This is a genomic window from Sphingomonas sp. GW821-FHT02B09 (assembly GCF_059421875.1).
Map to the genome: position 1 here is coordinate 22,939 of NZ_JBWKVV010000015.1, position 12,498 is coordinate 35,436.

At 65.9% G+C, this 12,498-nt stretch carries 6 protein-coding genes; all 6 read right to left on the minus strand.

Going from position 1 to position 12,498, the window contains the following annotated elements; all coding sequences use genetic code 11:
* Position 1: 1 nt before the first annotated feature.
* Positions 2-4,654 carry a helicase-related protein gene (locus AC07U4_RS24055; protein ID WP_495197465.1) on the minus strand — a complete coding sequence of 1,551 codons (4,653 nt, stop codon included), beginning with the start codon at positions 4,652-4,654 and terminating at the stop codon, positions 2-4.
* Positions 4,651-7,449 carry a hypothetical protein gene (locus AC07U4_RS24060; RefSeq protein ID WP_495197466.1) on the minus strand — a complete coding sequence of 933 codons (2,799 nt, stop codon included), beginning with the start codon at positions 7,447-7,449 and terminating at the stop codon, positions 4,651-4,653. Before AC07U4_RS24060 ends, AC07U4_RS24055 begins: the two co-directional genes overlap by 4 nt.
* A gap of 241 nt (positions 7,450-7,690) precedes the next feature.
* Complete coding sequence (locus AC07U4_RS24065; protein WP_495197467.1) at positions 7,691-8,299, minus strand: hypothetical protein; 609 nt, start codon at positions 8,297-8,299, stop codon at positions 7,691-7,693.
* Between the two features lie 80 nt (positions 8,300-8,379).
* Positions 8,380-9,573 (minus strand): PD-(D/E)XK nuclease domain-containing protein, encoded by a 1,194-nt coding sequence (locus tag AC07U4_RS24070; RefSeq protein WP_495197468.1) that lies wholly within the window; start codon positions 9,571-9,573, stop codon positions 8,380-8,382.
* A complete protein-coding gene (locus AC07U4_RS24075) occupies positions 9,561-11,858 on the minus strand; it encodes an argonaute/piwi family protein (protein WP_495197469.1) in 2,298 nt (765 codons plus the stop codon). Before AC07U4_RS24075 ends, AC07U4_RS24070 begins: the two co-directional genes overlap by 13 nt.
* A gap of 194 nt (positions 11,859-12,052) precedes the next feature.
* Entirely contained in the window at positions 12,053-12,238 is a 186-nt protein-coding gene (locus AC07U4_RS24080; protein WP_495197470.1) for a hypothetical protein, read from the minus strand.
* Positions 12,239-12,498 lie beyond the last annotated feature (260 nt).

Below are 12,498 nucleotides of genomic sequence, written 5' to 3' on the forward strand. Positions count from 1 at the left end.
CTCAATCCTCCTGGTCGACCGGCGCCGGCTCGGCGTCGACATCGCTGCGGGTTGCAAGCCGCTGGCCGCGGATGATGCGCATGACCTGCCGGACGGTTTCGGGATGGACCCGTCGGCCGCCGCGTTGCGGATCGCGGGCGGCAGCAACGATGATGCCGCCCGCATCGACATCGCGAAGCGAGGTCATGGGCCGGCGGAAATTGCTGGACTCGCGTCGCTGCCAGAAGCTGGCGAGCGGGCTGGAATCCGAACGCTCGGTGAAGACGTCGAGGATCGCGCGCACCTCGCGCTCGACGAAGTCGCGATAATAATCCTTGTGCGGCGCGGCACCGATGGCGGTGGGGCCGCGACCGTCCAGCCCGATCGCGTCGAGCGCGAAGTCCCGCATCGTCTCGATCGCCTGGGCACGGCCGCGCTGGTTGGTCCAGGTCAGGATCGAGGCGGCGGTGGTGAAGGTCCGTGCCCCGGGCTTGTTAGCATCGGGCGCCGCGCGGAACAGATCCTGCTCGACCACCGCGCAGAGATAGGCCTGGACGATGCTCGGCATGATCCGGCGCAGCGCGCGATCGGCCCAGCGCTGGACCGCCGGCGGCGGAATCATGCGCTCCAAGAAGCGATGGAACTGGTCGTGGGTCTCGACGACGTAGCGATCGCGCCGGCTGTGCGGCGTCGGCACCAGCCAGCTGAACCCGACATGGGTCCGGCCGACGCGGCTCGAGGCCTGGATATATTCCGCGATGTCGGTTGGCAGGCCGGCGAAGAACATCGCGTTGAACTTGTCGACGTCGACGCCGTGGCTGATCGCGGAGGTGGCGACGATGTTGCGCAGCGCCTCGCCGAGTGGCGGAAAGGATGCGCCCGTCGCGCCGACGCCTTCGGCACGTTGCATCACGTCCTGGATCTCGGCGATGGTGACGCCGCCGGAAATCAGCTCGGTGGTGAACGGCAGATCGGCAATGCCCGCGCCGCGCTGATCGCGCTCGACTTGCGCATACAGGGTTTCGATGACCTGATCGCCGCCCTTCTTGTTGGTGACATAGGTCAACGAGATGCGGTGGAGGTCGAGCAGGCTGGCAAGCAGATCGCGCTGCCCGGCCAATTCGCCAAGCGCCTGCGCCCGCAGCGGGGTCAAGCGATCATCGATCGGAAGCGCGCCGCTCAGGGCGGCAATCATGGCCGCGGTCTCGTCGCGCTCGAGTTGCGCCCACAATGATGTGAAGGCGAGATGATAGGCCGAGACGACCGCCGAGGTCGTCATGGTGTGCGACCGGCCGTTGGTCATGATCGAGACATAGGTGCGCATGCGCGGCGCAGCCTGTTCGGGCCGCAACCGCTCGGGCAACGTCGCCATGAACGCCTGGCGTTCGGCCCGGCGGGGCGTGCGCGGCGCGGAATAAAAGGAATCGTAGAGGCTCGGGCCGGGGCAAGGAAAGCGCAGCGGCTCGCGCTGATAGAGCACACGCAGCTGGCGGTCGGGGTCCGAGATAGTGGCGGTGGCCGCGATGACCTTGGCAAGGCGCGGACGCAGCCCGCCGCCGCCGGGGTGCCAGGTCGCCACCTGCTCGCGCAGCAGGCCATCGCCTAGGCGAAGCAGGATGCGCTCGAACAATGTCTCGAACAGGCCGGAGAAGGTCCCGAGGCTCTCGTCGAGCAGATGGCCTTCGTCTTGGATCACCAGGCTCGGAAAAGGGTCATGGAACAGCGTGTCGCCAGTGAGGAAGGCGGGACGCAGCCGCGTCAGCCCGGCATCTTCGGCGGCATGGAGCTGGGCGGCGCTGCGCGGCATGGCGAGATGGCCATTGTGCGGATCGACATAACGGGCGGCGCCGAACATCCCGGCAAGGGCATTTATGGTGCGGTCGTGCTGGCCGATCAGCGCCAGCTTGTCGATCGTGCCGAGCACCACGGACGGCGCGCGCTGGTAGATGGTGTCGTCGGTCAGGAGGAACGGCAGCGGGACCCGGACGGGATTTGGCGGAAAGGCCTGGTTCCAGGCGCAATCGACATCGTTGAAGCAGACGATGCCGATGCGACCGGCCTGATCGCGATATTTGCGCATGCCCGTGTCAGCGCCGCAGGCGGGACAGGCGCGCAGCTTGTCATAGGAGAGCAAAGCCTCAAGGTAGCGGCTCGACCGGCGGCGCGCATCGGCGGCGGCCGTGCTGGCGCCGTCCGGCGGGTTGAGCAGCGCATGGTCGTTGGCGTGGGCGCCGGCGGTGACCATGGGCACCCCGCCAAAGCCTTGCGCGACGCGATTGGGGGTGTTGCCCGATCCGACCCAGAAGCCAATTTCGAACGGCCAGGTGCCGGCGCCGACCGCGTGTCGTACGAGCTCGGCTTGGACCAGGATCCGCATCAGCCGGCGGGCCTGCTGCAAGGTCAGCAGGCGCAAAGGATAGCGGACCAGCGCGGTCACGCCCCGGTTCTTGCCGCGCAGCCGATCGAGGAACAGATTATAGATCAGGAGGCCGAAAAACGCCTCGGACTTGCCACCGCCGGTCGGGAAATAGAGCAGGCTTGCGGACAATTCGTCGCGGAACGGATCAAAGCGGTCGGTATATTCCGGCATGCGCGACACCAGGGTCGGCAGATGGGCGAGAATGAAGGCGAGCTGGAACAGCCGCCAGCTCGTGAAGCGCGTCCCGCCATAGCGGCGGAAGCTTTCGTTGGTGTGGAGCCAGGCGCGATAGGGTGCGGCCTCGCGGGTCAACCGGTCGCGGTCCGCGCCGGACGCGGTGGATGCCGCGCGGTGCGCGTCGCGCGCGCTGATCAACAGTTCGATGCCGCCGCGAATATAGCGGCTTTCGCGCGTATAGGCGGCGATGTCGGCGGCATGCGCCGCCCGTTCCTGGTCCGCGATGTCCCCAGGCAGCCCGGCGCCCGCGTCGACCGCGTGCTGCTCGGCAATCCAGCGATCATAGGCATCCGGCAGCGCGAGCAATTCCTCAAGCGCCGTCGCCCCGCTGGCGAGCGCATCGTAACGGACCGGTACGCCGGGGATATCGCGCGGATCGATCCGCGGCTGGGTGTAACGCGGGGCCCAATTCGTCCGCAGCGTGACCGTTCCCGGCGCGGACGCCACCTGCTCGACCCCGCAATTGAGGCCCATTGCCGGATATTCCAGCCAATCGCGGAAACGATAGCTTGGCTGGACCCGGTCGAGGCGTAACGGACGATGCGCGGCCTCGGGCAGGACCGCCGTGAGCGCGACCTGAAAGATCGAATGTTCGAACCAGGCGCTGGTGGCGCGCGTCGGCTGATCGGCACCATTCTCGATCGCGAGCCTGATATTCTGGCGCGAGGGGTCGACGAAATCGGGGTCGATGTCGGCGACGAGGCTGACGCTCCCCAGCGTCGGCCTGACGTCATCGAGGATGGCCGGACGGCGCTGGCGGAGCGTATCGAGATAGGCGTCCCAGGCGGCGCGATCGGCAAACTGACTCGGCAGGATGGTTTCGTTGGTACGGTGCGCGTCGCGCTGGCCTTCCGGGGAAGCCAGCCAAGTGGCCAGCACCCCGTCGATCTCGGCGGCGACTTGGGCGCCGAAGCTACTCGCGACACGATCCCGCTGCGCCGGATCGCGCAGATCCAGATGGACGTCGGGGAGGGTCAGTAGGAAGCGCCGCCATTTCTGCGGAATCGGCTGCGGTGCCGCATGCTGGTCGGCAAGTCGGCCGCTATCGGCACGGAGCGGCCCAATCGCGCCGGCGGCCGGTGGTGGCACCGCATCGGGATCCGCTCCAGGATCGGGCGTGCCATCGGCCACGTCACTCTCGTCATCGATCCCGGCATCGTCCGATGTGTCGCTGGTGGTCGGGTCCTGGAGGTCATCGGCGGTGATTGGGCGCTGCGGCCCATTGTCAGGCTGAATGGCGATGCCGAGCTGGCGGAAGGCACGATCGAAGGCGGCGCGGCGGATGGCGGCGATCGCATCGGCGCGCGCGCGGCGCGCGGCGCGGCGGCGCGTGATCTGGTCGGCCCGGGCGGCGGCGGCACGCTCGGCGCGATCGGCGTTCTGGGCAGTCGCCCGCGCATTGCCCCGGGCCTCCTCGTCGCCGCCGGCGGCGGCGTCGGCCGCGATGTCGGCGGCCTCGCGAGCGGCATCGGCGGTCGCGGCGCTGTCGCCGCCGCTTTCATCGGGCTCCTCGTCGACGAGCGGGGGCAGGTTCGCCATGTCGGCCGCGATGAAGGTGCGAGCCAGCGCTTCCACGGCCTGCCGGGTGGCGCGGGCGAGCTGCACCTGCGGCATCATCTCGTGGCGCGGGTCGACAATCTCGTCCCAGCTCGGCAACTCGCGCACATAGATCGCCATTTCGGGGCGCACGACGATCTCGCCCTGGGCGTCGGCAGCGATCTGCGCGTCGATCCCCATCGTCGCGATGTGAATGTCGCTGGTGTCATCGACGCCCATCGGGTCGAAGCGCGGCAACAGAAAGCCGCTGACCAATTGCGAGGACGGCTTAGTACCGTAGAACACGGCGCCGGCCGCGCCCGCGCCGGTGCAATGCGCAAGCGTGAGGCCGATCAAGCCGTCGACCACGGCTTCCTTGGCCTCGGTGAAGTCGGCGCCGTTTTGCGCCAGGCTGCGGGCCTCGGCGGCGCCGAGATCCTGATAGGCGAGCGGCGGTGGTTCGGCGCGGTTGCTATCCGTCACGGAATATTCTCCTGATCAACACGGCGCACGACGTCGAGATGGTCGAGGGCGCGGGTGCGCAAGGCGGCGATGCGCGCCCGCACGTCGGGGCTGAGCTCGCCCGCCACGCCGTGCGGGTCGACCAGCACGGAAATAAACGCCTGCGCCATGCGCGCGCCGGCCCGGCGGCGGTCGCTGCGGAGCTGCTCGATCCCCTCGTCCCACATCTTGTCGGCGAGGCCGGCGGGGATGTTGAGCACCGCGAGCAGTGCATCGAAATCGCCCCGGTATTGCGGGGCGTGCGGCCGCATCTGCTCGGCGGGCTGTGCGCGATAGCTTTCCGCGTTCAGCCACTCCTGCACGGCGGCGACGCTCGTCGCGCGCATGCTGCGCTTCTGGAGCTGCGCGTGGACCGTGCGGACTTTGGCGGTGAACGTGGCGCCATCGACCGCCGGCAGCATCGCGATGATCGCATCATGGTAGAGCTTGACCCAGTTACGGGCGAGCAGCTCGACGGGCAGCAGGCGCCGTGCGGCATCGACGAACGCCCGGTCGGGCACGATGATCGCATCGCCGGGTGCGAGCCCCCGCGCCAAAGCGCGGTCGAACGGGTTGATCGCGGCATCGCGATTGTGGCGGATCATCGCACTTGCCGGACGGGTCCTGAGCGTCCGGCCACTCTCCAGCTCGACAAGCAAGGCATCGGCAACCGGGCCATCGGCTTCGACCAGGTCGATCACGGTGTCGGCGACGTCGAGCGCGGGACGTTCCTCGAGGACGAGATTGATTGGACCGACCGCCCGGGCCTGCGCTTCCTTCTTGGCCGCCTCTGCAAGCACGGTCATGCGCGCGCCGATGCCGCCCGAGCCGGCAAGCGCGGCATGACGAGACAAGGGGCCGTAGGTGCCGGCGACGCGGCCGGTGAAGGCGCGGTCGCAGATCACCAGCAGCTGGCCCGGCAGCCAGGAGCGCACCAGCAAGGTGTCGAGAAACGCGATCGGCGGCGCGATCAGCGCGATCCGCTTCCAGCTGTTGCGGTTGCCGCCCGATTCGAGCTCGGCCAGCACATCCTCGATTTCGCCGGCATGGCAGATCTTGAGGAGGCCGCGCGCGATGCGGTTGCGCAGTGTCTCATTGACATCGGCATCCTCGGCGAACCGGCGTTCGGCGAGCCGCAGATCGGTCGGATTGGCAAACACGAGGATCGAGAAGTCCGCCTTGCGCGCGAAATCCGCGCCAAGCTGGGCTACGGCAGAGCCGATCGGCGTATCGCTGTCGAGCTGCTCATAGGCCTCCGCGATCGCCGCCTCCGCGGCTTGCAGCTTGGTACGCGCCGAGCCCGTGATTCCCGTCGCGAGAGCGGCTTGCACCGGGCCGAGGACGTTGGCCTCCGACCTTTCCTGGAGAAACGCTTCGGCGGCGGCCTGGCCTTCGAGCGCGCAGAGACCGTCATAAGCGGCGCGCAGACCGCATGGCAGCGCCGATGCGCGGCGGAGATTGGCCGAGCTGCGTCGGATTGCAGCCGCAGTCATCGCGTCGGGCATCGCCCGGGCCGCTTCGGCAAGCGCACCGAGCGCGGTGACGCTGGCCCCGGCGGTCGACTGGAAGGTAGCGCTGATCGCGCCGACCGCGCCGATCTCGGGGTCTCGGCTAACGATGTCGCTGCTACGACGCAGGATGATCGGCATGTCGAGCGCCTGTCTGCTGGCACTTTTGGCAGCCTTCGATTGGCGGAAGAGATGGCCGAGCCTGCGCTGGACATAGCCGTCATGAGTGACGGCGAGGATCGGAATCGCCGGGCAATGTGACAGCAGGGTTTCGAGGAAACGGCTGATGATCTCTTCCCATCCCGGGCCGAGGCGATTGAGTCCGGGAGGGTTCAGGTCGAGCAGGCACAGGTCGGGCGGTCTTCCACCCTTGCCGGCGGTGAGGGTGGGCGCGGTCAGCGCCGCGCGCAGATTGGCGCGTGCGTCGATCCCAAACAGCGCAAAGGGCGCCTGCAGAGGGTCGGTCAGCGTCGCGCGATGATCGGTGAGCTTGTCGATCGCGGCGCCATGGCGGACGCGACCGAACAGCTCATGGCGCGCGGCGGCGAACATGGGCCTGGCGTCGGCTCCGCCCTCCGCCGCAAATATGGGGAAAAGCTCGGCGAGGGTTGGGTGGGCGAGATGTGGGAGGGATTGGTCGCGAAGCTTGAGCCGGGTGAGGTGACCAAGTGTATCGTGGAGCATGCCCAGCGGCACGGTCGCTTCCGGCTGGCCGGCGAGACCGCGCGTGCGGTGCAGCGCGTTGGGCGCAAGGATCTTGTCCCTATCGACTAGCCATCCGCGCTGGTCGGACCCGGTACCGCCGCCGCGCCACGGGAAATAGAGCGTGCGCATGTCGTGTACGGCCGGGCACCAGAGGTGCTTGCCGGTGACGGTCGAGGCGCGACTGCCGAGCATGGCCAGCATCGCAAGCGGATGAAGGATGGCGGCGTCGCGTTGGGCTGCCGGCCATTGCAGAATAACGGCTGATTTCCGCTCGACCAGCGCGGCAAGGAAGTGGCGCAGGAGCTGCAAGGTGGGTCGGTTGAGTGTGCCTACCCCGTCGAACGCGAGATCGAAGCGCTGGAGCGGAACCGCCGCTACGAAGGACAATGCGGCGTCGATGTCGATGTCGGCGAACCGCCTGGTCTTGGCCAGCTCGGCGGCATTGTGCTCGGCCTGACGAGCGGCGGCGTCTTTCAGCTGGGTGGCAAGCGCCAAACGTTTTGCGCCGTCAGTGGCGCGCGCCTCCTGAAGCTTCTCGAACCTGTCCTGCCCCCATTTGCCCACGCGCCGACCGTCTTCCTACCGACTCATCCTGTGTGATGACGTTGCCACAATGTTTCTTCTGGTACGCGGATAGGTCCGCGCGTGCCATGCCGATCGCCGAACTGCGTCCTTTTCAAAAAAACACTCTCGTTGGAAGAGGCGGCGCTAACAATGTTCCGCAAGGTTGCACTTGAGGAAGGGATTTTCACGACGTCAGAGCGGAGGAGGGGTTCAACCGATCGTTCAGCGCATCACGCCATCGTCATGAATCGGGCCAGCCATAGTTTTCAGAGACGGTGCATTCGGTGCGCAGCAGTTCGGAGGTGATCACGCCGCAATTCTCAAGTTCGACCTCGACGAACGGTTGGAGAGGCACCTTCGTGGACAGGTCGGTGCTTGCGGTCTCGGCGCCGAACCACCGATCGTCCTCGCGGTCGTACATCGCGAGCGACCGGTCCTCGTACTGCACCTCGACCAGAATTTCGGTCTCGACCGTCAGGATCATGTAGACGCTCTTGGTCCCTACCCACGCGATCGAATAGCCGATGACGGCCTCGATGGAGGCAGTGGACTGGCTGACAATCTCGGCCTCGGGGAGGTCTCCGCGATAGACGAGAATCAGCTTATCGCCGATGTCTTCGACCAGCGGTTCGAGTGCGCCATCGAATTCCGGCGCAGCGACGACCGCACCGGCGACGGCCTCCAGATCGACATCGGGCTGGACCGATGCTCGGCTGAGCAGCTCCTCGAGCGTGGCGATATGGCGTATCGGCGCCGAGCGATCAGCGGCGCGCGACATGGCGGCGTCCTGAGTGACCACGTGAAGCAGCGCTCCGTTGTCGGAGCACCATTGATCGAGCGCCTTTAGCATGAAGGCGTCGAGAATTCCTTGCTGCCGTCCTGGTCGAAGGGCGGATTTCTCGCGAAGCTAGCAATGTGTCTGGGCTGCAGCTAGGCGCTTTCCCCGGTTCCGGCCAGCATTTTGCCCGGGCGAGGCACGACGATCGCGCCGATCACCATGTCGAGCTGTGCAAGCCCCGATACCAGCTTGGCGTGATCCTCGGTGCGGGCGCTGTCGTCCCATATGAATGGGATGAGCGATGTCCAGCGCGGGTCGGTGTTGTAGAGACCGACATCGGTCGCGATCTCGTCGATCATCTTCTGCATGGAGACGCCCGGTCGCAGGAATTTCACCTCGACGATGGTTCCGATGCTGGGGATGCTAAGATCGAGGCGAGGATTCTTCTGGCCGATCGGGGGAATGGTCTCTTCGTCGTTGAGATCGCCGAACAGCGGCGCAAGAACCGCGTAGAGCAGGTTCTGGACATGATATTCGTTCTGTATCTCCCACCGAACCGCCGACGAAGTCGTCGTACGAGGCTTGGTTTCCCAGGTCCAGCGACGAAACGACCGGGAAACGCCTTCCAGCACCCGTACCACGTCCGAGGGCTCGAGCTTACCCGTCCGCGCGGGAATGCTGTGTTCGGCAACGAGGTCGAACGCCTTGAGCCTGAGGCGTGCCTGCACCTCCCCGCCCGTGTTCGCGACCGTCATCCGCAGCGCCGACCATGCGGCAGCATAGGTCCCCTCGGGCACCGTAATGCCTGCACGTCCACCGAAAACAACCCGCAGTTCCGGCTCGATCTCGCCCTGGTCGAGCTTGCCGGGCGCGTCCATCAGATGGGCCGCTATGATGAAGAGGGAGCGATCGATCGGATCGAGCGGGAGCGTGGACGCCGACCGGGTCAGAAGCGTTGAGAACCAGTCCGGACACCTCGGCGCCAGGCAAGATGAGGCCAGCGCGATCCCTAGCGCCGCCACACCATCCGCTTCGAGCGTCATTGGTCGTTGCGGCTGAAACCACGATCGCTGACCCAGCCAGTCGAGACCCTGCTTCAGACTTGGCGCCGCGTCACGCCCATGGCTCGCGAAACCGAGCGCCGCGACATCGCGAGCGGAGCGGCGGCCGGCATTGTCCAGGTTTGCTATCGCCGCCGATTCGATGGTCTCCCAGCTATCGGCGTTCCCACTCGCTAGCCATTGCGCCAACGCCTGGTGATGAAGTGGCGTGTCGGGCGGCAGGACCGATGCCGCCAGCAAGCCGGCCCGGAGTTCAGCCAGTCCGGGTCCCGTCACAGAAACCACGGCCGCCGCATGATGCGGCTCACCGCGGCATCGTCGCTATCCCACCCTGGCGTCATCTCCAGTCCGGCGAGTTGCTTGGCGATCTCGTCGGCATATTGGAGGGTGATCGGGACGCGTGCGGTACCGAAGGTGCGCCACGAATGGCATCCGAAATCGGCGACCTGCTTGGCAAGGGTCCGCATGTCGCGAAAGGTCGAGCGATCGTGCAGGCGTAGGAGCACGGGGTCGGGCAGACCCTGAAACTGGGCGTTAATCTGTTCGCGTCCGGTCATCGACACGAGCCATTCTTGGCTGCCAAGTTCGACCGCCTGGCCGCGCTTCGGCCCATAGGCGCCACGCCCCTTGTCCATCGCCTGGTCGAACACGGTGAAGGGATGGTCTTCGGCGATGTGGAGGAATGCGACCGACACGCGGCTAAGACCGAGCCCTTCGACGGCGTCGATAACCGCATCCGCGGTTTCGCGGCGCATCTGGATGAAGGCATGGAAGACGAGGCGCACGGCGTCACTCGCGCGCCAGGCTTCGTCGCGCCTGACGCGCTCGATTGCTTCAACCAACAGGGTGCGGAGCGCCGCGGGATAATCATCGAACGGAACGGCACCGGTTCGAGCATCCAGAAGATAATGGCCTTGGCTCGAAAATACTGTGGTGATGCCGACGACGCGTTCGCCGGCACCGCGCCGCCCGTCTTTGCGCGTGTGGGAACCGAGTCCGAAGACAAGCTCGTGATCGGTGGACGGACGTGACTGGAGCAGCCAAGGTGTTCCACCGAGCTTCGAGTAGCTCGCGAGGCTCGCGTTTGCGAGGGCGCAAGCATATTCGAACTTGCCCATCTCGAGCATCTCGACGGAGATCGCCTGAACCGGCACGTCACGCTTCAGGAAGGCAGCCTTCGCGGCCCAATAAGGGCTGTCGTTGGGCAGACGCTCCTTCCACGAACGGCGAACCTGAAGGACGGCGAGATCCCAAGGCTGTGCGGTCTCTGCCGCCGACGCGAGCGCGGCGCGCGCGGCTAAGGTATAGCTGGCCGCGTTATCCGCAGTCGCCTCGAAAAATTCGACCTGCGCCCGCTGGAGCTTGTAGCGGCCGAGAAGGCCGGTCTCGTGGGGCTTGAGGCCATTCCGGCTCTCCGCGTCCGGCACGCCGTTGAGCAAATCGGCGATCGCTGCGGAAATATTGCCGCGCTCGCGCGCCTCGCATACGACCGCGATCCGCGGCCGCTTGTTCTCGAAGCTGGAGCTGTCGTACGGGCCGTACCGGTCAAGGCCGCCTTGCGGCCAGCTCATGTTGCCCGATCCGCTCGGGTCGAAGGAAAGCCTGGCCTTTTCGAACACCTCTACGAACGGAAACGGCCGATCGGAACCTTGCGCCAGCACATCGCCGAACTCCAGCGGCACGCCCCAGGCGATTTCGAGTCGCTGGCGGCTCAACCAGACCAAGGTCTTCTGGATGTCGTCGAGCTGCCGCTTGCCTTGCCGGAGGGTTCCCTCGACCTCCTGGATCTGCCGCATGCTTCGCTCGGCCCCGTCGAACTTAAGCGCCTCGACCACCGCTCGAAAGTTTCGCAAGCTCGGCTCGAGATAGGCGATATCCTTTCGGATCCGATCGGGACCATCGCCATGATCATCGAGCAGCAGGTCGTCGCCATCGACGCCCTTAACCCGCCCGGCCAGTCGCAATTGGTCGGCCAGCTGCTGATCCTGGCTTGGCGCCCAAGCCGAGACGTACCGTCCCAGCAGCGTCAGGTTCACCGCGTCAAGCTCCGCACATGTGCGGTCGATCACGGGACGAAACCGTTCCGCGCAGGTGAGCACGACATAGTCGTCACGCTCGTTGGCCGAGAGCGTGCGGGTCTCGAAGACCAGGGTTCGACGCTTCTGCATCCAATCGGGGAGGCCGGCCGAGGCAGGAATGATGTTCTTCTGCTTGATCGACTCGACCGTCGGGGGCCTTCGGCGGGTCACGCGATAGCCGCCCGGGATTGCCTTGAGGTGCCGGAATACCGCTTCGCGCGCGAGGGTGGAGAAGAGGCGGATGTTCGTTCGAGGATCGAGCTGCTCGCGAGGTCCTGGCAGGTCGGCATTCTCGGTCAGGGGCACGACCGCCATGCGCTCGTCATCCAAGCGGGTCGCGTAGATGTCGTGAGGCTCTCGATCGAGAAGCGCGTGCAGCTGATCGCGGTCATATGGAACGACAGCGATCGGGATCGGCGCTGCAGGCGTCACGAGCGCAATGGCGTTCAACGCGACTGACGGCAGTGGATCGGGATGATTTCGAAAGGCCATCTAACAAGGCACTCGAGGGAAAGAGGGTAAGCGCCATAGTATTCCATTGACCGGCCAAGTCGAGAAGGTTCGGCACATATCGGGAACGCAGGAGATTACCGACACGCCTCGGATGGCTGCAATGCGGAGCGCCCGGCGCGAAGCTGGCCTGAGGCTTTAGATGCGGCGAGGGGACAGCCTCCACCGCCGAACCATTACAAGCGGCGCTGCATCTGATCCGGAATGATGATCAGTGAGAAACCCAACGCTGCCCCTAGCGCCAACAGCACACAGCTGATCTCGGGATTCTCGACCCAGAGCGCGCCTGCCGGGCCGGCCAAGGCAGCCATCCCGAGTTCCGCGAAGAAAAATGCCAACCCCGTAACGATCCAATTTCGCATGATAAACACCTCTAAGTAGAATTATCTCATGATCTCAAAGGCTGATCCATAAGAATCTGACGGCACCACACCCCAATCCACCCCATTTAATTGGTACTCCCTGGGCGCGGTTGACCCGCCACTTGCGAGATTAACGGATGGCAGAAGCTGGGAGGCGGGCAGGGCTCTCTGAATGACTGCTTCTGGGTGATTGTGTTGAAAAAGACGGGCTTGCAGTGGTGTTGGTGGTCTGATTCACTTGCCGCGAGGTGAGCGGAGAC

Coding starts and splice junctions, on each gene's coding strand:
- AC07U4_RS24080 (WP_495197470.1), bottom strand. CDS start 12,238: ATGCGAAATTGGATCGTTACGGGGTTGGCATTTTTCTTCGCGGAACTC.
- AC07U4_RS24065 (WP_495197467.1), bottom strand. CDS start 8,299: ATGCTAAAGGCGCTCGATCAATGGTGCTCCGACAACGGAGCGCTGCTT.
- AC07U4_RS24075 (WP_495197469.1), bottom strand. CDS start 11,858: ATGGCCTTTCGAAATCATCCCGATCCACTGCCGTCAGTCGCGTTGAAC.